Origin of the sequence: Proteus terrae (assembly GCF_003144325.1) — a bacterium.
In the GTDB taxonomy this organism is placed as follows: domain Bacteria; phylum Pseudomonadota; class Gammaproteobacteria; order Enterobacterales; family Enterobacteriaceae; genus Proteus; species Proteus terrae.
The window spans coordinates 1-22,357 of record NZ_PENS01000009.1; the positions used below are offsets into that span (position 1 = coordinate 1).

The window sequence follows — 22,357 nt, forward strand, 5'->3', positions numbered from 1 at the left end:
GCAACATTCGCTGCCGTTTCCGGTCTTCTGCGTTGTTGCGAGGAGGTGCATTCTACATCTTCCTCATTTGGTGTCAAGCGTTTATTTTCAAGGCTTTTCACTTTTTTTCTTGGTTCTCTTGGCTAACTCACTTAGCGTGGTTTGCCGTGACAACGAGGGCGCATTATAGGGAGTTTTGTGAAGCTGGCAACACTTTTTTTGAGTTTTTTTACTGACCGTTGAATTTTCAATCAAATTGCACTTAAAGCGCCAGTTTTCTGAGCGATTCGAAGCCAAAACTCGCCAAAACAGGTTTTAGTAATTCGCTATTCTCATCTTCTTTTAAGCAATAAGCGAAGCTAATTTCATTTGAACCTTTTATTTTCGCTTGATTTACGACCAACCACGCAGTTCTTCGTGCAATTGCAGCACCAGAATCGATAATTCGTGTGCCATCAGGTAAAACAGAAAGAAGTTCATCTGCTAATAAAGGGAAATGAGTACAACCTAATACCACTGTATCGGGGGGCTCTTTCATTTTTAACCAAGGTGTAAGAATTTTGCGAAGCTCATCTAAAGGAACCTCTTCACCATGAAGTTTTCTTTCTGCTAGTTCCACCAGCTCAGCCGAACCTAAAGAGTGAACTTTGCAATCAGTTGCAAAACGCTCAATAAGTTCGTGAGTATAAGGACGTTTAACTGTTGCTCTGGTCGCTAATAATCCAACCACACCGTTACACGTTAATTTAGCCGCTGGCTTAATAGCTGGAACAACACCCACAATAGGGATCTCTGTAAACTTGGCACGTAAAGCAGGAAGGCTTACTGTACTTGCTGTATTACAAGCAATAACAATAGTGGCGATATCATGTTTTTCAGCAACCGCGCTAACTATTCGAACAACACGGTCAATAATGAACTCTTGTGATTTTTCACCGTAGGGGAATGCTTCATTATCGAAAACATAGATATAGTGAGCCTCCGGTAGTTTTTCACGGATCTCACGATAAACAGATAAACCGCCAACCCCTGAATCAAAAACTAATACAGTAGGGTTAGCGGTAGATAGTGCATCAGAAGTTGTAACTTCCTGTGAGGAAGTATTCTCGTCCTGGCGTGCGATAGCCATAAGCTGTCTCATAATCTTTATCAAACAGGTTGGCTATTCTACCACGAATTGAGAGATGTGATGTAATAGGATATGAAGCAGTTAGATCCCAAATACTGACACCGCCTAAAGAAACAGGTTTAGCCGGATTTGTACCGAAATCTTTATCTGTACGCTGACCGATATAGTGATAAGTAATTCCCATATCCAATTTCTCAACTTGCCAATCAAGTTGATATTTCAGTTGTTGACGGGCACGACGATCAAGACGTTGATGCGTTTCTTTATTTCTTGCATCTATATATTGCAAGTTAAAGGTATGATGAAAAACCCAAGTATCCATTTCACCTGTAAATTCCACACCTTTAATTAACGCCTCTCCAATATTATGATTTTTCCATCCCTGAGTAGAATCAGCTTGAATAAGATTACTAACATCATTTCTATATGCCGTTAATCGCCACGCTACAGGTCCCGTTAATCCTTCAAAGCCTCCTTCCCACTGTTTACTCTTTTCAGGTTGTAAGTCTGGATTACTTCCCCATTCACTATAAAGTTGCATCAGTGTCGGAGCTTTAAATGCTGTGCCATAACCACCAATCACACGATAACCATCGACAAATTCCCAACCTAGGTTAGTTTGCCAAGTAGTATGCCAGCCATATTCTGAATGCTTATCAGAACGCACAGATGCTTCAGCTATAATTTCACCTAATTTCTGCTGTCCTGTTAGATATAAGCCAGTATTGTCGAAATGCTCTTTATTAGGAAATCCGTTAGAACCTGCTTTAATAGATTGACGCTGCCAATCAACACCACCACCAATACTGCCATTCCCTAATAAAAGGTGATTTCCCCACTGCACATTATATTGTTCAGAGTTGGTAAAACGGCTTCCTTTACCATAGCGACCATAACGAGGATCATAGTCATAATCTTTGGTGTAGTTATAGCTAGTATTTAAAGAAGAAGAATAGTTATCGTGATGAAATTTCACGCCACCATCATAGGTACGGCTAAACAGTGCTCTTGTATCCGTTAAGGTTTTATTATAACTGTCATGATAAGCATCATAAGCAGTGCGATTATCAAAACCATAAGCGCGTGCATATAAAGAAACGTTATCGTTAATATCGTGATTAACCCCTAACCACAGTGACTTATTCATAAAGCCATCGCGATCAGGTTGTGGATATCCACCGGTATTTCCATTCGCCTCTACATCATAACCTTTGGTATAGAGATAACTACCTGCAGCCGTTAATGTCGTTTTATCCCCGACTTTCTGTTTTACAGAGCCATCATATTCTTGATAACCATGAGAACCCATTGTGGCATTAAGCGTTCCTCCTTCTGTTTTTCTTTCTGTGAGGATATTAATCACACCGCCAATTGCATCTGAACCATAAACAGAAGAACGAGGCCCTCTTATATATTCAATACGTTGAACAAGAGAAAGGGGAATTTGGCTAATGTCGGAACTACCAGATACATTAGCCTGATTTAAACGCACACCATCCACTAAAATAAGAACATGACGAGATTCAGTCCCACGTACATAAATAGAGCTCACTTGCCCTATCCCGCCATTTTGCCCCACATCAATACCCGGCATTCTGCGTAATACATCAATAACACTATTACTCTGCCAACGATCGATCTGTTCACGTTCAACAACAGTGATAGGCGCTAGAATAGAAGAGTTAGGCTCTTGAAAGCGATTCGCAGTCACACTTAATGTATCGCTGTTATTCGCAAACGCACCAAAACTGCTCACCATGACACTCAAAGCCACACTCGAAGCTATACTTGAAATAAAGAAAACTTTTTTATTATTCATGAAAATCTGCATCCAACAGAATAAGTAGCAGGATGCCGCCAAAATTAAATAAAGCGCGTATTTAATTTAAGATGCGACAGGTCTTCGGCAGGTCTTCGGACTCTAGGTTAAATAAACAATTTTGTGTATTTAAGATAATGACTTCCCACCGCACTTATTAAGATGCTTTGTAGTGTCTTTTATTATCCTTGATCCTATTACCGCTGCGCGTCAGTTCTGGCTTTGCACCAGATTCCCTTTTCACTCCTATAGGAGACCGAATAACTATGCTACGATTTCAAATCCACTGAGTCCAGAAATTGAACATGAAGAATACTGGACATCTTCATGAGGATCTCTACAATTTCGCTCGCTTAACTTTATTACGGCCAAAAAAAGGCGAGATACCATGCAGAATTCATTACCAACGCAAACATATCAGTCTCAACTGAATGAAAAAACACAACGTCTACAAACAATGATGGCTCCTTTTAATGCGCCTGAAGCAGAGGTTTTTTCATCACCAGAACAGCATTATCGTATGCGTGCGGAATTCCGTATCTGGCATGAAGAAGATTCTCTCTATCATATTATGTTTGACCAAGAGACTAAGCAGCGTATTCGTGTTGATCAATTTCCGGTTGCCAGCCAGCTTATTAATAAAATGATGGCAGCCCTGTTAGCAGAAATAAAAGATAAACCGACACTCAGAAAGAAACTGTTTCAGATTGATTATCTTTCTACGTTGAGTAATAAAATTATTGTCTCGCTGCTTTATCACAAGAAAATTGATGAAACTTGGCAACAAGAAGCAATGGCATTACGCCAATCATTAATTGCTCAAGGATTTGATGTGCAATTAATCGGTCGTGCATATAAAACAAAAATTATGCTCGATAACGATTTTATTGATGAAGTACTACCCGTTGCTGGCAAAGAGATGATTTATCGCCAAGTTGAAAATAGCTTCACGCAACCTAATGCACAGGTCAATATTAAGATGTTGGAATGGGCATTACAGGCAACGGAAAATGCAAAAGGCGATCTGCTTGAGCTGTATTGCGGTAATGGTAACTTTTCATTAGCGCTCGCGCGTAATTTTGATCGTGTACTAGCAACAGAAATTGCCAAGCCTTCTGTTTATGCCGCGCAATATAATATTGCAATGAACCATATTGATAATGTGAAGATTATTCGCATGTCTGCAGAAGATTTTACTCAAGCAATGAATGGAGTAAGAGAATTTAAACGCCTAGAAGGGATTGATTTAACAGATTACCAGTGCGAAACCATTTTTGTTGACCCACCTCGTAGTGGTTTAGACGAGAAAACTGTAGAGTTGGTTAAAAGTTACCCTAGCATTTTATACATTTCTTGTAACCCAGAAACACTGTGTCATAATTTGGAAACGCTAATTAAAACACACAAAATCAGTAAATTAGCTTTATTCGATCAGTTCCCATATACCCATCACATGGAATGTGGCGTGTTATTAGAAAAAAGATAACTGCTTATTTCACTCGTTATAGATAAAAAATCTACAATAGCACGAATAAAAACAAAAACACCAGCAAGGTAACTTGCTGGTGTCAAAATTTCGCTGTGTTTACAACAAAGAGATAAGTACAGACTAGTACTGTTCTGCTTGTGATGCTCTTTCAGCTTCTTCTGCCTGTATACGTAGGCGTTGACGCTGTTTGAACTGACGATAAATCCACAACGCAACGATAACAATACACACTGAAGAGAAGAAATTTGAACCCCATTCAGGGTTAACGGTTCTGGTGTAAGCGTTATAACCGAACAAGCCTAATAAAAAGAATGAAAAAATCAGCTTAGGCATACCATCGGTCATAGGTTGATTTAAATAGCGCTGATATAAACAGTAAACAGCCAAGATTAAACTGATGAGTGGGAAAACCGACCACGTCTCAATAAATGAATTAAAAAAACTCGAATAAGTACCATGTAAAGCGACACCAATGACTGTGGCAAGTAATAGCGTGCTTTTTTCACAGCGATTTTGTTCCATCATTTGTCTCCTTTCTGATGCGTTTTTTTCTTTATCTCTGGGTTATCTTGTAGAGGTATTTGCGTTTCTTGCTCACGTCGATACCAATAATAGGCACCTTTAGCAATCATTCGCAGTTGTATAACTAATCTTTCTTCTAATTGTTGACGCTTTTCAATATCGATATCCAGTGCTTCTGCGCCTGCACTAAATACAATAGTGACCATTGCTTCAGATTGCATTTCTGTAAAATAACGTGGCATATGGCTTTCTTGCTCAAGATAGTCTGCCAGTTCTGCAATAAAATGTTGGATCTCTCGTGCGACTGCGGCACGAAATTCCGCCGAAGTCCCAGAACGCTCACGTAATAATAATCGAAACGCATTAGGATTATTACCAATGAATTCCATAAAAGTAGCTACTGATGTTCTAATAACACTGCCACCTTTCGCAATACGTTGACGTGCTTGGCGCATTAATTGACGTAACATCAATCCACTTTCATCAACCATCGTGAGTCCTAGTTCATCAACATCTTTAAAATGACGATAAAATGAGGTAGGTGCAATACCAGCTTCTCTAGCCACTTCTCGCAAACTTAGGCTTGTAAAGCTACGCTCGGCACTGAGTTGGCTAAAAGCAGCTTCAATTAAAGAGCGACGGGTTTTTTCTTTTTGTTTAGCTCTGATGCCAATATTATTACTCACGGAAATCCTGATAATCCTAATTTGGTTTATACCCAATATATCAAACTTTGTTAAAAAAGCAGTGCGTACAATCATCTCTCAAGGCACATTCTCATAAAAACTCAACAAAGTGTGACTAATGCCCTTAATGTCAATTGGGCTATTATTCATTCTAATGTTAATATAGCGTTGTCGGTTTGTATAAAACAGGTCTCTTCCTATGCAACATTCTCATTTCGATGCAATTGTGATCGGTTCAGGTCCTGGTGGTGAAGGCGCGGCCATGGGGCTTGTTAAACAAGGAAAGCGCGTCGCAGTTATAGAACGTTATAACAAAGTCGGTGGCGGCTGTACTCACTGGGGAACTATTCCTTCAAAAGCCCTACGTCACGCAGTAAGTCGTATTATCGAATTTAATCAAAACCCGCTTTACAGTGACCAATCTCGTCTGATTAACTCCTCTTTCTCTCAAATACTTCGCCAAGCCAGTACCGTAATTAGTCAGCAGACTAAAATGCGTCAAGGTTTCTACGAGCGTAATAACTGTACAATGTATTCGGGCGAAGCGGCATTTATTGATGAGCACAGGATCAGCGTGCGTTATCCTGATGGTACTTGCGATATTCTTTCAGCAGATAACTTTATTATTGCAACAGGCTCGCGTCCTTATTGCCCGCCAGATGTCGATTTCTCTCATTCTCGTATTTATAACAGTGACACTATTCTCGATTTAGAGCATGAACCTCACCATGTCATTATTTATGGTGCTGGTGTCATTGGTTGTGAATATGCCTCTATTTTTAGAGGATTAAGAGTAAAAGTAGACTTAATTAATACTCGTGATCATCTATTGTCTTTCCTTGATCAAGAGATGTCTGATGCACTTTCTTATCACTTCTGGAATAACGGCATTGTTATTCGTCATAATGAAGAATACGAAAGCATTGAAGGTGTCGATGATGGTGTGATTGTTCACTTAAAATCAGGTAAAAAAGTCAAAGCAGATTGCCTACTTTATGCGAATGGTCGAACAGGAAATACAGACACTCTAGGCTTAGAAAACGTCGGTATTAAAACAGATAGTCGTGGGCTCGTTTCTGTTAATGCCCACTACCAAACCAGTTGTGAACACATTTATGCCGTAGGTGATGTTATTGGTTATCCAAGCCTAGCTTCAGCCGCTTATGATCAAGGCCGAATTGCGGCTTTAGCAATCACAACTGGAAAATCAGAAACACATTTAATTGAAGATATTCCAACGGGGATCTACACCATTCCTGAAATTAGTTCTGTTGGTAAAACAGAGCAACAACTCACTGCAATGAAAATCCCTTATGAAGTGGGTCGAGCTCAATTTAAACATCTAGCAAGAGCACAAATAGCAGGTATGAATGTGGGGAGTTTGAAAATTCTCTTCCACCGTGAAACCAAGCAGATTTTAGGTATTCACTGTTTCGGTGAGCGTGCAGCAGAAATTATTCATATCGGCCAAGCAATTATGGAGCAAAAAGGTGAAGGCAATACTATCGAGTATTTCGTTAATACCACCTTCAACTATCCAACAATGGCAGAAGCCTACCGAGTTGCTGCACTTAATGGTTTAAACCGCTTATTTTAATGCGTTTTGTTTTTCTGCATAAAATGCGGTCATATGTTCACGGATTGTCTCCGCTAACTGTTCATAACGATTACGCAAAGGCGATCCGGGACGATAAACCAAAATAATAGAACGTGATGGATTTGGATCAGTACATTCTAGATAACAAACCCCATCACGTTTTTGTTCTTGAGGTACAGATAAATCAGGTAATAACGTTATTCCACTACCAGCAGCGACCATATTACGCAAAGTCTCTAAACTCGTTGCTCTAAAATGCGTATCTTCTTTCGCGCCCGCTTGGAAGCAAAAACCTAACGCTTGATCGCGTAAACAGTGTCCATCTTCTAACATTAATAAACGCTGACCCGCTAAGTCGCCCATCGGCACAGACTCGCGTTCATGCCAAGGATGACCTTCATAAATCGCTAACTTCATTGGCTCTTCAAATAGAGGCACTTCAATAAATGGCGCACTCTCTTTTACCATTGCTAAAATTGCACAATCGAGTTTTCCGCTATCTAACTGAGCTAATAAGCTATGAGTTTGTGCTTCATGAAGATACATCTCTAACTTAGGGTAGTTTTTATGTAATTCAGGAATGATGTGGGGCAATAAATAAGGGCCAACAGTAGGAATAAGCCCAATATGTAAAGGCCCTGCCATACTTTCGCCTTGCAATGAAGCCATTTCTTGTAGCACTTTGACTTCACGTAAAACGGTTTTCGCTTGATCCACCAGCAACAAACCTTGTTGAGTAAACAGAACCTTACGGCTAGTTCTTTCAAGCAACATCACACCAAGTTCATCTTCAAGTTTACGAATTTGACCACTTAATGTTGGCTGACTCACATGGCAAGAATCTGCCGCACGACGAAAATGTTTATGCTCAGCTAGAGCCACCAGATATTCCAAGTCACGGATATTCATTGCAGATCCCATATTTATTGCTGATAGTTAATGTCTATAGATAATATAGTAACTGATAAATTTTTCTATCAGTCGAATGTTATTCTGTCTCTCTTTTTCAAAATTTTTTGAATAAACAACTCAAACAAAACTAATTACTTCATACTGTAAAAAATTCAAGATGAATATAGATATTATCGGCAATTTAAAATAAAAGAACAGAGTGATATTCACTCTGTTCTTTTTTAATAACAATAAGTTGTATCAGATAAACTCTTTTCTTATTTATTCATATCTAAAACTTCTTTGGCTTTTGCTATCGCATAAGCCACCTGTTTTTGAGAAACACCACCTTTTGCAAGGCGTTTATCTAAGCAAGATTGAAGCGATAAAATATCGTACACATCAATCATGATTTTACTGTTAAACATCTGTAATTCAGAAAGAGGGAGCTCTTCAATCGCTTTACCTTGCTCAATGGCGCAAACAACCACTTCACCCACAATATGGTGAGCTTCACGAAATGGCACACCTTTAGCAACAAGATAATCTGCCAGTTCAGTGGCATTCGCATAACCTTGTTTAGCCGCTTCTTCACAACGAGAACGACGGATTTGGATCCCATCAAGAACAAGAGTTGCCATATGCAAACAATCAGACCATGTATCGATGGCGTCAAATAGGCCTTCTTTATCTTCTTGCATATCTTTATTGTAAGCGAGAGGCAAGCCTTTTAAGGTCATCATCATGCCAGTTAATGCGCCTTGTACTCGTCCACATTTTCCACGGATAAGCTCCAGCGCATCTGGGTTTTTCTTTTGTGGCATTAATGATGAGCCAGAAGTCACTTTGTCTGATAATTCAATAAAGCCCGCTTCACCACTATTAAAGAAAATAAGATCTTCTGCAAAACGAGATAAATGCACCATACCAATAGCCGCAGAGGATAATAGCTCTAAGACATGATCACGATCGGATACGCTATCTAAGCTATTATTGGTTGCACTCGCAAAACCTAACCATTCCGCTAATTGTTCACGATCGATATCATAAGCCGTTCCGGCTAAAGCGCCACAACCTAATGGGCTGACATCTAAACGTTTTAATGCATCAGCTAAACGGCTTTCATCTCTGGCTAGCATTTCATTGTATGCTAAACACCAATGTGCAAAAGTGACTGGCTGAGCGCGCTGTAGATGGGTATAACCCGGCATCACAGCATTTTGATTTTGTTCTGCGGTGATAACTAAAGCTTTTTGTAGCTCAACAATCGCTTGGCGAAGATGAATGACTTCTTCTTTACACCATAGCTTTAAGTCTGTTGCGACCTGATCATTACGGCTGCGGCCTGTATGTAATTTTTTACCTAAATCGCCCACTTTGGCAATAAGCTTACTTTCAACCCAGCTATGAATGTCTTCAGCATCACTTTGCAAGATAGACTGCGGGTTTGCCGTTACTTCTTCTGATAATTCATTTAATGCTTGCTCAAGTTGAGCTTGTTCATCTTGCGACAATACGCCAACTGTGACTAACGCTTTAGACCAAGCTACTGAGCCAAAGATATCCTGTTGTGCCAGTCGAAAATCAAACCGCAGTGAATCATTGAATTGTTTAAACCGTTGATCAGCTTCCTGACTAAAACGTCCACCCCAGAGTGCCATAATCGCTTCCTGTATTTATTCTGTGTAATAAAAAAGAGTGAGAGTGATGCTTGTTAGCACCACTCTATTGCTTTGCGTTATTTCTTGCTCAGTGCACGAATACGTGATGGCAGGGAATATAAACGGATAAAGCCTTCAGCATGGCTGTGATCGTAAACTTCATCTTCACCAAAGGTTGCAAACTCTTCAGAGTACAGGCTGTTGTCTGATTTCTTCTGAATAGCATTCACATGCCCTTTATAGAGCTCTAAAACCACTTCACCATTCACATCTTTTGCCAGTGATTCAGCAGCAGCTTGTAGTGAAGCACGAATTGGCGTAAACCAACGTCCATCATAAGCGACATAAGACATCTCTAAGCCTAATTGCTGACGCCATTTAAATGCATCTCTATCAAGAACAAGTTGCTCAACACCACGCAGAGCAGCCATCATGATAGTGCCCCCCGGGGTTTCGTAGCAGCCACGAGATTTCATTCCCACTAAACGGTTTTCAACAATATCAATACGTCCGATACCGTGTTTAACACCTAATGTATTTAGGGTATCTAAACATTCAAAAGGTGATTGTGTTTTACCGTTTACTGCGACAACTTCACCCGCTTTAACTGTAACTGTGACTAATTCTGGCGTTTCTGGTGCTTTCTTAGGATCAACGGTCCATGCCCAGCAATCTTCATTTGAAGCATTCCATGGGCTCTCTAATACGCCACCTTCTGTTGAAATATGCCATGCATTTTCATCACGGCTATAAATTTTCTCAAGAGTTGCTGTTGTTGGGATATTACGAACTTTTAGATAATCTAACAACGCTTCACGAGAACGTAAATCCCACTCTCTCCAAGGAGCAACCACTTTAAGTTGTGGAGCAAGTGCCGCATAAGTACTTTCAAAACGAACCTGATCGTTACCTTTACCCGTTGCACCATGAGCAACAGCATCAGCACCTAATTTTAATGCGAGTTCAACTTGTGCTTTAGCGATAACAGGACGTGCCATTGAAGTACCTAATAAATAGCTACCTTCATATAAAGCACCTGTTTTTAATACAGGATAGACATAATCTTTGATAAACTCTTCACGTAAATCAACGACATAACACTCTGAAGCACCTGAAGCTAATGCTTTTTGTTCTACGCCCACTAAATCATCACGGCTTTGACCAACATCAGCAACAAAAGCGACAACCTCACAGTTATCATAATGCTCTTTTAGCCAAGGAATGATTGCCGATGTATCCAATCCGCCAGAGTATGCCAATACGATTTTCTTAATACCTTTAGTCATAGTGATAACCTTCAATTCCCAATTTGTTTAAATTCTGCCAACTACCAAATAGCGATAAGATTTCTAGAGTGATTTTTAAGCTAAAATTCGGGTTCCTACTGCAACACCATTAAATAATGTCGTCAGTTTTTCAGCATGGCGCCAGCTTGCGATTTCAACAGGTCGTCCTAACGTTTTAGCAGCTTCCAATGCTGCATTTACTTTCACTATCATGCCGTCAGTGATGATGCCCTGATCGATTAACATCTGTGCTTTTTCAGCTGACATCTCAGCAATCTTCTGACCTTTACCATCTAAAATGCCACTGACATCAGAAAGCAGGACTAAATCAGCACCTAATGTTTCAGCGATAGCGGTTGCCGCTTGATCAGCATTCACATTCATCAGCTCACCTTTTTCAGTCATCCCGATAGAACTGATAATAGGTAGATAGCCAGCACCTAATAATAAATTAAGTAAATCAGGAGAGCCGGGAGTTGCATTTCCTACATGACCTAACTCCTCATTGGTTTGAGTAACTTTAGCTAATTGTCCATCACCCAAAGAAAGCCCCACACCATTAAGCCCAAACTTGGTTGCCCACGATAACAAGGTTTTATTGGCACTTCCGGCAAGCGCACCTGTAATAATGTCTATCTGATCTGCAGGTGTGACACGAAGACCTTGCTTTTTCATCACAGGCAATTGCAATTTACCCATTAACTCATCCACCAAACAGCCACCACCATGTACGATGACTAAAGGACGAGAATGCGTTGAACGATATTGTTGTAATGCAGTGAAAAACCGCGTTAACGCTTCTTCATTATCAAGGAGTACGCCACCCAGTTTGATAATTAATGGTTCCATGAAACTTCCCTACTCATTATTTAAATAAGTGATTCGGTTTCAGCGAAACCAAACCGAATGTTCATACATTGCACTGCTTGTGCAGCAGCTCCTTTCAGCAAGTTATCTTCAACACCTACCACAATCAGATGTTCACCTTGCTGAGCAAATCCGATATCACAAAATGCGGTTCCTACAACGGCTTTTAATGCAGGTAATCCTTTTTCATAAACACGCACTAATGGTTTATCTTGATAAGCATCTTCAAAGACTTGTCTTACATACTCTTGCGTCACTCCTGCTTTTAACTTACAGGTGATAGTGGCTAGGATCCCTCTCGCAAAATTGCCTAAATGAGGTGTAAAAATCACATCAATACCCAGATGTGTTGCAATTTCAGGTTGATGACGATGAGTAAACACGCCATAAGGTTGCAAACTCACCTCACAAAAACTGCTGGTTAAGGACGCTTTTCTACCTGCACCACTCACACCACTAGTCGCATTAATAACAGGCCACTGTGCTGTATCTAAAAGCCCCGCTTCCACTAAAGGTTTTAGTGACAGCTGAGAGACGGTTGGATAACAACCCGGCACAGCAATTAATTGCGCCTGACTAATAATGTCGGCATTCCATTCAGCTAATCCATAAACTGCCTGCGATAACCAATCAGTATTCTTATGCTCGAATCCATAGTATTGTTGATAAAAATGCTTGTTTTGTACTCGATAGGCGCCGGACAAATCAAATACCACACAACCTTGCTCTAAAAAGACTGGGGCAATGTCATGGCTGACTTCATGAGCAGTTGCGAGAAAAACAATATCAATGTTTTCAGCAGCTTTAGCGACATCAACCATCGGCTCAAGTGGCAGATCCACTAAACCACGATATTGTGGATGAAGTTCAGAAAAGCACTTTCCTGCATCTGCACTTTGAGCTGATACCATCAGTCTGCTCAAATTCACATGAGGATGCTGCTGAAGATAGGCGGCTAATTCAGCGCCAGTGTAACCACTTGCTCCTACAATCAGAGTATTTAACATGTCATTCTTACCTTGTACTATGAACACAAACCGATTAATGTATTTTTATTCAAAAAAAGTGCATGAATATTGATACTATTATGAAGAAAGGCTGTCAACAGTGAATATTAAATTACCTACATTTATTGAGATTTATCGTCAATTAATTGCAACACCCTCTATCAGTGCTACAGACGCTAAAAACGATCAAAGTAATGAAACACTGATTAACTTACTTGCTAATTGGTTGGAAACATTAGGTTTTTCAATTGAAATTCAACCTGTACCTGAAACACGAGGCAAATTTAACCTTCTAGCAACATTAGGAACGGGAAAAGGTGGATTATTGCTCAGTGGTCACACTGACACAGTACCGTTTGATGAAGGTCGTTGGACACAAGATCCTTTTACGCTGACAGAAAAAGAAAATAAGTTATATGGCTTAGGCACTGCTGATATGAAGGGATTTTTTGCCTTTATTCTCGATGCATTGCGATATGTAGACACTAAGACGTTAACTCACCCTCTTTATATTCTCGCCACCGCTGATGAAGAAACCTCTATGGCAGGGGCACGTTATTTTGCTGCTAATACGGCAATCCGTCCTGATTTTGCCATTATTGGCGAACCCACATCGCTAAAACCTATCCGTGCACATAAAGGGCATTTATCAAATGCGATACGTATTACTGGACAATCAGGACACTCTAGTGATCCAGAGAAAGGCGTAAATGCGATAGAGTTGATGCATGAATCTATTACTCACCTTAGTACACTGCGCGATACGTTAAAAACTCGCTATAACAACCCTGCGTTTGTTATCCCTTATCCTACGATGAACTTTGGCTATATTAATGGCGGTGATGCAGCAAATAGAATTTGTGCTTGCTGTGAATTACATATGGATATTCGCCCATTGCCGGGATTAACGTTACAAGATTTGGATGATTTACTTCACGAAACATTAGCGCCAGTCAAAGCACGTTGGCCGGGTCGTTTAAGTGTTGAGGCATTACACGATCCTATTCCGGGTTATGAGTGCCCGACCGATCACAAAATGGTCGCGGTGATCGAAAAACTATTAGGCGAGAAAGCGCAAACAGTGAATTACTGTACTGAAGCGCCGTTTATTCAAGATCTCTGCCCTACCTTAGTTTTAGGTCCAGGCTCTATTGAACAAGCACATCAGCCTGATGAATTTATTGATATGGCATTTATTGAGCCAACGCGTGAATTAATGGGGCAATTAATTGAAAACTTCTGTTTAACAGAGAAAGCTCAATAATGAAAAAACCCTATCAACTTATGTTGATAGGGTCTCTATTATACTCTAAATAATTCGAGTTGCAGGTAGGTGACTCGCTGAGCCTAGTCAACACCCCTGCAACTTGAAGTATGACGAGTATAATTAGGGATTAGCGTAACCAATTAGTCTTAGCAAGCTGAACAATTTCATCTCCTCGACCATTAATAATCGCCTTCATCATATACAGGCTAAAACCTTTTGCTTGCTCAAACTTCACTTCAGGAGGCATTGAAAGCTCTTGTTTTGCTGTGACTACATCTACAATCACAGGACCATCATGTTCAAAGGCTTCTTTAAGTGCATGATCCAGATCTTCACCTTTTTCTACTCGAATACCTTTGATACCAGACGCATTGGCAATAGCAGCAAAATCCGGATTATGTAAATCTGTGCCATCAGTTAAATAGCCACCAGCTTTCATCTCCATCGCGACAAAACCTAATACACTGTTATTAAAAATAATCACTTTGACTGGCAAATTCATTTGAGCTAATGAGATAAAATCACCCATTAACATGGTAAATCCGCCATCACCACACATTGCTACAACTTGACGCTTTCTATCTAACGCCTGTACACCAATAGCTTGAGCCATCGCATTTGCCATAGAGCCATGGTTAAACGATCCTAGTAAACGACGTTTTCCATTCATTCCAATATAACGAGCTGCCCACACTGTTGGCGTTCCGACATCACAGGTAAAAATGGCATCATCATTTGCTAGTTCACTTAATCGACGTGCCAAATATTGTGGGTGAATAAGTTCACGCTCACTGGGTTGTGCAAGTGCATCCAGATCTTGTCGTGCTTTGGCATAGTGTTTTAATGAAGCATCAAGGTGAGTGGTATCTGTTTTCTCTTTTAAGCGAGGCTGTATCGCATTTAGTGTTGCTTTAATATCGCCAATCATCGCCATATCTACATGGCAATGTGAACCAAGACTGCTTGGATTAATATCAATTTGAATAATATTGGCTTTTGATGGATAAAATGCCCGATAAGGGAACTGCGTACCTAATAACACCAAAGTGTCGGCATTTTCCATCGCATGATAACCCGATGAAAAACCAATTAGCCCAGTCATTCCTACACTATAGGGATTTTTCCATTCAATGTACTCTTTCCCCCGCAATGCGTGTACAACAGGGGCTTTTAAGGTTTGAGCCAGCTTAATCACTTCATCGCGAGCTTGAGCACATCCTGCACCGCACATTAAGGTGATGTTTTTTGCATTATTCAGTGCATCGGATAGTTTTTCGATTTCGAAACGATTAGGCATGGTGAGTGGAAACTGCAACGGATACCAATTTTCATGCGCATCTTCTGGGGCTGGTTTTAGTGCAACATCTCCCGGCAATACAACAACCGCAACCCCTTTTTTCAAAATAGCGGTTCGCATCGCAATGGCTAGCACTTGAGGGATCTGCTCTGGATTAGAAACTAACTCACAGTAATGACTGCATTCGCGAAAAAGTTCTTGAGGATGTGTTTCTTGAAAGTAATTACTACCAATTTCAGCAGAAGGAATATGCGCAGCAATTGCTAACACAGGAACATGATTACGATGGCAATCAAAAAGCCCATTGATAAGATGTAAATTTCCCGGTCCACAAGAACCAGCGCAAACCGCTAATTGGCCATTAACTGCCGCTTCTGCCCCTGCGGCAAATGCCGCGACTTCTTCATGGCGGGTTCCCATCCACTCAATTGTTCCCATCTTTCGCAAGCTATCACTTAATCCATTGAGAGAATCGCCTGTTACGCCCCAAATACGTTTTACACCTGCATTATGGAGTACTTTAGCAATATAAGTTGCAACGGTTTGCTTACTCATGGTGATATTTTTCCTCAGTTTTGGGTAAATTGTGCCTCTGCGAGCTACACTTATCTCCTTCCCATATTCTGTTTCTCTTCCTAACCAGCTTGCAGAGAAAATTATCTTACTAACTCAAATATAAAGAATAACACTAATCACTATAATGTCACTGTCGTGATAAAGTGAGCACTGATAAAAATGTAAAAATAAAATATCACTTCCAAATACATTCATTAAACTTATAATAACCGCACCAAATAAGAATATATCTCATTAATAACGTATTATTATTTACTAAATGGTAGACAAAATTCATTTATAGGATTATTTTAATAATTAAAATAATTTTTAATAATGATTTTTCCCTTCACATCTTTATTAACAATTAAGCTGACTCATTTCAGCCTTACTCACTGTCTTTATTAAAAAATTTAACTTTCTTCTATTTGTTAATAAATTTATCACCATTGTATTATTTCATGAGCCATGAAAAAGAGGTATGAAATAAACATGACATTGGTCACGCTACCTTTTGCTTTTTGTCCTCTAGAATAAAGCCTGATTATTTTTCAACGGAGATTAACGGATGGACAAAAGTAGAAGTCCGATAAAGGTTTTCTTTATTAGTATTCTGGCAGTCCTTTTCTTAATTTTTATTTCACAATATGTCATTGGTAAAAAAGAAATTAAGATTGGCATTGCGGTAATACCTATTTTACCAATGCTATTTGCTGTAATTATTGGTATGTGTATATCTGCTGGATTTACCCGTAAAAAAATTAAAGTATGGGGTAAATTATTCACAGAAAAAGAAGAAGGCTTCTGCGGTAAAATGGTAGGTTTCAGCCTGCTTATTTTAGGTACACAATATGCAGGAATGATTGTTCCTAATATAAAAATGATTTTAAGTGTCGGCATTCCATTATTTGTTCAGGAACTTGGCAACTTATTACCAGTATTAATTGCGGTTCCATTAGCCATTAAATTTGGATTTGGTCGTCGTGCAATTGGTGCTTGTTCATCTATTAGCCGTGAACCTTCTATCGCTGTTATTCAAGGTAAATTTGGTACAGGCTCTCAGGAATATATTGGTGTATTAGCCATTTATTTATGTGGTTCTGTTATCGGTACTTTATGGTTTAGCGTATTAGGTAGTATTGCTCCATTAACTGGATTACATCCACTTGCTCTTGCAGCAGGGTCTGGCGTGGGTTCTGGTTCAATGTTAAGTGCAGCATCAGGTGCATTAATTAATGGTCTTGATGAAGCATTAGCACAGCAAGTATTAAGTGTTGCCGCTGCATCTAACTTATTATCTTCAGCACTAGGCGCACTGTCATTAACCTATTTAGGTTTACCTCTTTCAGAAAAAATTTATAAAATTTTCACCAGAGGCAAAACTGCATGAAAAATATAATTATTGATATGAAATTTGTATTCGTTGCTATTTTACTGGCAATGTTTACTCAAACGTTAACATCAGGGATCGCTCTTTATGCAATGTGGGATAGCTTTATTGCTATGTCATTAGTGGTATTTATTTCACTCGTTGCAAAACATTATTTACCTTCATCTTTACCAACATTTGCTTATGCAACAATTATCGGGATACTTATTTGTTTACCCGAAACTCCGATAAGAGATTTCTTTATTAGTTCTATTGGTAAAGTTTCTTTCTTATCTTGTTGTGTTCCTTTATTAGCATTTGCTGGTTTATCTGTTGGTGGTCAATTAGAAGAACTTAAGAAAATGTCATGGAAAGTTATTCTTATTTTCATGATTGTTTCAACTTGCTGTTTCTTTGGAGCATCAATCGTCGCGCAAATTGGATTTACTATCCAGGGAGTTATCTAATGAATAATATTTATAATGTCAGTGAAAAACTCTTTCAATTAAATGACTTTAGTAAAAAAACACGACAAGACTTACACAAAATACCTGAGTTATCAGGTGAAGAATATAAGACATCAAAGTATTGCCGTGAATTAATGGAAAGTTTTGGTTATCAAATTAAAACTTTTGATGGATATACTGGCTTCACAGCAGACTTAATTGTTAATTCTGAATTTCCATTAATTGCTATCCGTGCTGATATGGACGGATTAGAAATGCCAGACTTAACGAATAATGAACATAGTTCAGTTCACCAAGGTTGTGCACACAACTGTGGTCACGATACTCATATGACTATGGCATTAACCAGTGCTAAATATCTTGCCGAAAATAGAGAAGAGATGAGCGCGAACGTTCGCTTTATTTTCCAAATGGCTGAAGAAGATATGCGTGTACCTGGCGCTGAAAAAATGGTTGAACTCGGTTGCATGGAAGGCGTTGATGAAACTTACGCACTTCATAATGATGCAGCGATTGAAACAGGTTGTGTTCGCTTTAATGATGGTGTGATGTCATCTTATGGCTCAGCATGGACATTAGATGTTTATGGTGTTTCTGCTCATGGTTCAACACCGCACAAAGGTTTAGATGCCATTCGTGAAGCAACGCGCTTAATTGATTATATGGATTATGTTGTTGCGAAGAAAACAGATCCATTTAGCCCTGCTGTCTTTGGTTGTGGCATGATCAATGGGGGAACAATCCCTAATGCATTAGCTGATCACGTACAGGCTCGCGGCACTATCCGCTCTATGGATGAAAATACCGACCAAGTACTGAAAGCAAGTTTTGATGAAATCGTTGCACGCAGTACAGCTGGTGGATTTAAAACCACATTAAGCTATAGCGGATACCCTGCTGTTGTGAATCATCCAACTGCACATCAGCGTTTATTAGATGCAATGCGTAAATTCTTACCTGAAGAAAATATTGAATCGAACGGTAAGCCAATGACAGGTAGTGAAGACTTTAGTTATATGGTTAACGCCACAAAAGGCAAAGTCGGTGCAATGTTCTTCTTAGGAAGTGGTAATCAAGCGAAAGGTATTAATAATTACCTTCACGCAAATCCTTATTTTGTCGATGATGATTGTTTATTAGTCGGTGCTCAGATTTTTGTTAATATTCTGACTCGCTAATCTCGATTATTCTGCCCTAAGCCCGTTATTGCCCCCGCAACAACGGGCTTTTTTATTTTGATGTCTATTCTGCAACGCTATTATTCACATTCACTGAACGTAAATCAGGCAATCCTTGGTATACCTCTTTACTGTGCCATTGGGTTTCCCATTGATCTGGCATCTGAATAATATTTCTATCAATATGCGGCGCATAAAGAGAAATAAACTCATGCATATAATCTTTCATATGGGTATGTTTACTAACACAGATATGGGTATAACTCGGTTGTACTAAATGATCGATATTAATACATTTTAATGCGCTACCATCTTCCGTTTCATCATAAGAGGCTGCCGCAATAACACCGATGCCTAAATGGCGCTTAACATAGTATTTAATAATCTCAGTATCCGTCGCTGTTAACGCCACCTTAGGCTTAAGATTATTTTTATAAAATACCTTGTCTAATTTAGATCCCCTTGTAAAACCAAAAACATAAGTAATCAGTGGATACTCTGCCATTTGCTCGATGGTAACCTGCTCATCATCTTTCAATAAAGCAAGAGGATGATCATAAGGAACTAATAAACTGCGAGTCCAACGATAACAAGGCAGTGTAATGAGATCTTCATAAAGGTGCATAGATTCTGTTGCGATAGCAAAATCCACATCGCCATTTTTAACCATCTCTGCTAGTTGAGCAGGTGCCCCCTGATGAAAATGTAGAGAAATATTAGGGTAATAGTGGCGAAAGTGATCAATCACATTCGGTAATGAATAACGTATTTGAGTATGTGTTGTTGCAATATGTAAATCGACTTTTTTATTACGATCTTCTTCAGCCACAATGCTTTTGATTCGATCAACCTGCCCAAGAATATCGCAAGCAATTTTATGAACCTCTTTACCCATTGGGCTTAAGGCTAATAAGTTATTATTTTTACGCACAAACAGTGACACACTTAATTCATCTTCTAATATTTTTAGTTGCTTACTAATTGTCGGTTGTGAGGTATAGAGTTTTTCAGCCGCATTAGTAATGTTGAAATTATTTTTTACGACTTCAACAAAGCTTTTCAGTTGATTAATATTCATAGAGGTACCTGGGTTAATCTGCACAAATGCGCGGTTAATTATTAATTTTATTAATTTTTATTCTAACTATGAGTAATGGGTAAACTATCTTTAATATCTCTGTCGTGATATCTCATCATACTATCTTGATTTAACCTTATAATAAGAATAGCGAGATCTATTCTATTATCCACACTTTCACTTTAACTATTCGAAAGAATAATAAATCAAAATAAGATGTTATTATTTTCTACTTACCTATCAACCTTTGTATTATGCATAATACTCATATAGTTGCGTTAGCCTGAATCAAAAAACAATAAACCAATCTAATACCTTGTTATTAAAATAAAATTTTAATTTTTCTCTTATTGTTTTATTGCAAATACTTTTGATTTACTTAAGCTAAATTTACAATCACTAACACCATAAATTTTACAGAAACACAGAATTACGTTATGATAACGATCACATTTTAATACTTAGGGGCTATGTTTTGTTATATCAAAACAACAAAGAAAACATCCTAATATCTTATTCAATCTCATCTATACTTAATAAATATTCTCTTATCTATTAGCTTAATATCACTATTTAATTTTGGTAGAAGTAAGCTGTTTTTTAGTGGATTTTTATCACTCACTCTTCTCGCTAACAAATAGTCACTTCATTTCTTTTAATTAATTGAATAACAAGAAATTACGAATACCTTAATAAAGGTCACTTAATATGAAAATGAAGAAAAAAAGAAATAAACCACTACAAATCAATGACATAACTATTATTAATGATAGTAAGCTCAAGAAGGCCATTACCGCTGCGGCATTAGGTAATGCCATGGAATGGTTTGACTTTGGTGTTTATGGCTTCCTTGCATATGTCTTAGGTCAAGTCTTCTTCCCGGGTGCATCTCCGGGAGTACAGATGATTGCCGCTCTTGCTACATTCTCCGTACCCTTCCTTGTAAGACCATTAGGGGGAGTTGTATTTGGAATGTTAGGAGATAAATTTGGTCGCCAAAAGGTTTTATCTGTCACCATTATAATAATGGCACTCAGTACGTTTGCCATTGGTTTGATCCCCGCTTACGAAACCATCGGTATTTGGGCACCAGTCTTATTATTACTCGCTAAATTAGCACAAGGTTTCTCCATTGGTGGTGAATATTCTGGAGCGGCGATTTTCGTTGCTGAATACTCACCAGACCGTAAACGCGGATTTATGGGAAGCTGGTTAGACTTTGGTTCTATTGCTGGTTTCGTCATGGGTGCAGGGGTCGTTGTACTTATTTCAACCATTATGGGAGAAACCGCATTTCATGAATGGGGATGGCGTATCCCGTTCTTCTTAGCATTACCATTAGGTCTTATCGGCTTATATTTACGTCATGCTTTAGAAGAAACTCCAGCATTCCAACAACACGTTGATGAAATGAATAGCGACGACCGTAAATCTATCCAAGATCCACCTCGTGTTTCATTACGGGAAATTGCATCAAAATATTGGAAAAGCTTAACCGTTTGTGTAGGTTTGGTGATTGCCACTAACGTGACCTACTATATGTTATTAACTTATATGCCGAGTTATTTATCTCATAATCTAAATTATTCGGCAGATCACGGTGTACTGATCATCATCGCGATTATGATAGGTATGTTGTTTGTACAGCCGGTTATTGGGTTACTGAGTGATAAAATTGGTCGTAAACCGTTTGTTATCGGTGGTAGCATTGGGTTATTTATCCTTGCTTACCCTGCATTTATGATGATTAACAGTGATGAAATCGGCTTAATTTTCTTAGGACTATTAATTCTTGCCGTTCTACTCAACTGTTTTACTGGGGTTATGGCATCAATTTTACCGGCTATTTTCCCAACCCATATTCGTTATAGTGCATTAGCAATTGCTTTTAATATTTCGGTACTAATTGCAGGGGCAACACCAACAGCGGCAGCTTGGTTAGTTGAAGCAACCGGTGATTTATATATGCCTGCTTATTACCTGATGATTGTCGCTGTTGTTGGCTTAATAACAGGTATCAAGATGATCGAAACCGCAAATAAACCTTTACGAGGTGCAACACCTGCGGCATCGGATAGATCAGAAGCTAAAGAAATTCTGTCTGAGCATTATGATAATATCGAACAACGTGTTGAAGATATTGAAGCAGAAATAGAAACATTACAGAAAAAACGCCAAGCCCTAATCGATCAACATCCTAAGTTAGATTAAGA

General features: G+C 39.0%; 18 protein-coding genes and 1 riboswitch. Of the genes, 7 read left to right on the top strand and 11 right to left on the bottom strand.

All coding sequences use genetic code 11. The annotated features are described in order from the left end of the window. Window positions 1-241: 241 nt before the first annotated feature. A complete protein-coding gene (gene murI, locus DK857_RS10035; protein ID WP_109402095.1) occupies window positions 242-1,108 on the bottom strand; it encodes a glutamate racemase in 867 nt (288 codons plus the stop codon). Further along, entirely contained in the window at window positions 1,053-2,927 is a 1,875-nt protein-coding gene (gene btuB / locus DK857_RS10040; protein ID WP_109402096.1) for a TonB-dependent vitamin B12 receptor BtuB, read from the bottom strand. The genes murI and btuB overlap by 56 nt, the downstream gene beginning before the upstream one ends. A gap of 69 nt (window positions 2,928-2,996) precedes the next feature. Then, window positions 2,997-3,203: riboswitch (cobalamin riboswitch) on the bottom strand. Window positions 3,204-3,315: 112 nt separating this feature from the next. Here btuB and trmA point away from each other — a divergent pair. Further along, window positions 3,316-4,413: a tRNA (uridine(54)-C5)-methyltransferase TrmA gene (gene trmA, locus DK857_RS10045; RefSeq protein ID WP_109394355.1), complete on the top strand. Its 1,098-nt coding sequence runs from the start codon at window positions 3,316-3,318 to the stop codon at window positions 4,411-4,413. 123 nt (window positions 4,414-4,536) lie between these two features. Here the strand turns inward: trmA and DK857_RS10050 are convergent, their stop codons facing one another. Both DK857_RS10050 and fabR read right to left on the bottom strand, forming a co-directional pair. Beyond that, a complete protein-coding gene (locus DK857_RS10050; RefSeq protein WP_098941430.1) occupies window positions 4,537-4,938 on the bottom strand; it encodes a YijD family membrane protein in 402 nt (133 codons plus the stop codon). After that, window positions 4,938-5,624 carry an HTH-type transcriptional repressor FabR gene (gene fabR, locus DK857_RS10055; protein ID WP_069366914.1) on the bottom strand — a complete coding sequence of 229 codons (687 nt, stop codon included), beginning with the start codon at window positions 5,622-5,624 and terminating at the stop codon, window positions 4,938-4,940. Before fabR ends, DK857_RS10050 begins: the two co-directional genes overlap by 1 nt. A gap of 199 nt (window positions 5,625-5,823) precedes the next feature. On the opposite strand from fabR, the gene sthA reads away from it, so the two are divergent. Then, entirely contained in the window at window positions 5,824-7,221 is a 1,398-nt protein-coding gene (sthA, locus tag DK857_RS10060) for a Si-specific NAD(P)(+) transhydrogenase (protein WP_109394356.1), read from the top strand. On the opposite strand, the gene oxyR is transcribed toward sthA, so the two are convergent. The 5 genes from oxyR to argC all read right to left on the bottom strand — a co-directional run bounded on the left by oxyR (window position 7,213) and on the right by argC (window position 12,933). Beyond that, window positions 7,213-8,130 (bottom strand): DNA-binding transcriptional regulator OxyR, encoded by a 918-nt coding sequence (gene oxyR / locus DK857_RS10065; protein WP_075672972.1) that lies wholly within the window; start codon window positions 8,128-8,130, stop codon window positions 7,213-7,215. The genes sthA and oxyR overlap by 9 nt on opposite strands. Before the next feature lie 260 nt (window positions 8,131-8,390). Further along, window positions 8,391-9,773 (bottom strand): argininosuccinate lyase, encoded by a 1,383-nt coding sequence (gene argH / locus DK857_RS10070; RefSeq protein ID WP_109394357.1) that lies wholly within the window; start codon window positions 9,771-9,773, stop codon window positions 8,391-8,393. A gap of 77 nt (window positions 9,774-9,850) precedes the next feature. After that, window positions 9,851-11,059, bottom strand: coding sequence for an argininosuccinate synthase (locus tag DK857_RS10075; RefSeq protein ID WP_098941433.1), 1,209 nt, complete (start codon window positions 11,057-11,059; stop codon window positions 9,851-9,853). A 75-nt stretch (window positions 11,060-11,134) separates the two neighbouring features. Continuing rightward, the gene (argB, locus tag DK857_RS10080) at window positions 11,135-11,908 is read right to left on the bottom strand and encodes an acetylglutamate kinase (protein WP_109402097.1); all 774 of its coding nucleotides are present in this window, start codon (window positions 11,906-11,908) and stop codon (window positions 11,135-11,137) included. Window positions 11,909-11,928: 20 nt separating this feature from the next. Then, entirely contained in the window at window positions 11,929-12,933 is a 1,005-nt protein-coding gene (gene argC / locus DK857_RS10085) for an N-acetyl-gamma-glutamyl-phosphate reductase (protein ID WP_109394360.1), read from the bottom strand. A 100-nt stretch (window positions 12,934-13,033) separates the two neighbouring features. Between argC and argE the strand changes: the two genes are divergently transcribed. Beyond that, window positions 13,034-14,197: an acetylornithine deacetylase gene (gene argE, locus DK857_RS10090; protein ID WP_109402098.1), complete on the top strand. Its 1,164-nt coding sequence runs from the start codon at window positions 13,034-13,036 to the stop codon at window positions 14,195-14,197. A 130-nt stretch (window positions 14,198-14,327) separates the two neighbouring features. On the opposite strand, the gene poxB is transcribed toward argE, so the two are convergent. After that, window positions 14,328-16,052: a ubiquinone-dependent pyruvate dehydrogenase gene (poxB, locus tag DK857_RS10095; protein ID WP_109402099.1), complete on the bottom strand. Its 1,725-nt coding sequence runs from the start codon at window positions 16,050-16,052 to the stop codon at window positions 14,328-14,330. A 568-nt stretch (window positions 16,053-16,620) separates the two neighbouring features. Here poxB and DK857_RS10100 point away from each other — a divergent pair. From DK857_RS10100 to DK857_RS10110, 3 genes are read left to right on the top strand one after another with little or no spacing between them, the layout of a single operon-like run. After that, complete coding sequence (locus tag DK857_RS10100; protein WP_023583450.1) at window positions 16,621-17,442, top strand: DUF3100 domain-containing protein; 822 nt, start codon at window positions 16,621-16,623, stop codon at window positions 17,440-17,442. Beyond that, window positions 17,439-17,888: a hypothetical protein gene (locus tag DK857_RS10105; RefSeq protein WP_036933266.1), complete on the top strand. Its 450-nt coding sequence runs from the start codon at window positions 17,439-17,441 to the stop codon at window positions 17,886-17,888. Before DK857_RS10100 ends, DK857_RS10105 begins: the two co-directional genes overlap by 4 nt. Then, on the top strand, window positions 17,888-19,066 hold the full coding sequence (locus DK857_RS10110) for a M20 metallopeptidase family protein (protein WP_023583449.1): 1,179 nt from the start codon (window positions 17,888-17,890) through the stop codon (window positions 19,064-19,066). Before DK857_RS10105 ends, DK857_RS10110 begins: the two co-directional genes overlap by 1 nt. Before the next feature lie 64 nt (window positions 19,067-19,130). On the opposite strand, the gene DK857_RS10115 is transcribed toward DK857_RS10110, so the two are convergent. Next, window positions 19,131-20,144: a LysR substrate-binding domain-containing protein gene (locus DK857_RS10115; RefSeq protein WP_109402100.1), complete on the bottom strand. Its 1,014-nt coding sequence runs from the start codon at window positions 20,142-20,144 to the stop codon at window positions 19,131-19,133. 708 nt (window positions 20,145-20,852) lie between these two features. Between DK857_RS10115 and proP the strand changes: the two genes are divergently transcribed. Next, window positions 20,853-22,355: a glycine betaine/L-proline transporter ProP gene (gene proP / locus DK857_RS10120; RefSeq protein ID WP_109402101.1), complete on the top strand. Its 1,503-nt coding sequence runs from the start codon at window positions 20,853-20,855 to the stop codon at window positions 22,353-22,355. Window positions 22,356-22,357: the final 2 nt, after the last annotated feature.

Excerpts from the sequence above, each read along its gene's own strand:
- murI (WP_109402095.1), bottom strand. The coding sequence starts at position 1,108 with ATGGCTATCGCACGCCAGGACGAGAATACTTCCTCACAGGAAGTTACA.
- btuB (WP_109402096.1), bottom strand. The coding sequence starts at position 2,927 with ATGAATAATAAAAAAGTTTTCTTTATTTCAAGTATAGCTTCGAGTGTG.
- trmA (WP_109394355.1), top strand. The coding sequence starts at position 3,316 with ATGCAGAATTCATTACCAACGCAAACATATCAGTCTCAACTGAATGAA.
- DK857_RS10050 (WP_098941430.1), bottom strand. The coding sequence starts at position 4,938 with ATGGAACAAAATCGCTGTGAAAAAAGCACGCTATTACTTGCCACAGTC.
- sthA (WP_109394356.1), top strand. The coding sequence starts at position 5,824 with ATGCAACATTCTCATTTCGATGCAATTGTGATCGGTTCAGGTCCTGGT.
- oxyR (WP_075672972.1), bottom strand. The coding sequence starts at position 8,130 with ATGAATATCCGTGACTTGGAATATCTGGTGGCTCTAGCTGAGCATAAA.
- argH (WP_109394357.1), bottom strand. The coding sequence starts at position 9,773 with ATGGCACTCTGGGGTGGACGTTTTAGTCAGGAAGCTGATCAACGGTTT.
- DK857_RS10075 (WP_098941433.1), bottom strand. The coding sequence starts at position 11,059 with ATGACTAAAGGTATTAAGAAAATCGTATTGGCATACTCTGGCGGATTG.
- argB (WP_109402097.1), bottom strand. The coding sequence starts at position 11,908 with ATGGAACCATTAATTATCAAACTGGGTGGCGTACTCCTTGATAATGAA.
- argC (WP_109394360.1), bottom strand. The coding sequence starts at position 12,933 with ATGTTAAATACTCTGATTGTAGGAGCAAGTGGTTACACTGGCGCTGAA.
- poxB (WP_109402099.1), bottom strand. The coding sequence starts at position 16,052 with ATGAGTAAGCAAACCGTTGCAACTTATATTGCTAAAGTACTCCATAAT.
- DK857_RS10100 (WP_023583450.1), top strand. The coding sequence starts at position 16,621 with ATGGACAAAAGTAGAAGTCCGATAAAGGTTTTCTTTATTAGTATTCTG.
- DK857_RS10105 (WP_036933266.1), top strand. The coding sequence starts at position 17,439 with ATGAAAAATATAATTATTGATATGAAATTTGTATTCGTTGCTATTTTA.
- DK857_RS10110 (WP_023583449.1), top strand. The coding sequence starts at position 17,888 with ATGAATAATATTTATAATGTCAGTGAAAAACTCTTTCAATTAAATGAC.
- DK857_RS10115 (WP_109402100.1), bottom strand. The coding sequence starts at position 20,144 with ATGAATATTAATCAACTGAAAAGCTTTGTTGAAGTCGTAAAAAATAAT.
- proP (WP_109402101.1), top strand. The coding sequence starts at position 20,853 with ATGAAAATGAAGAAAAAAAGAAATAAACCACTACAAATCAATGACATA.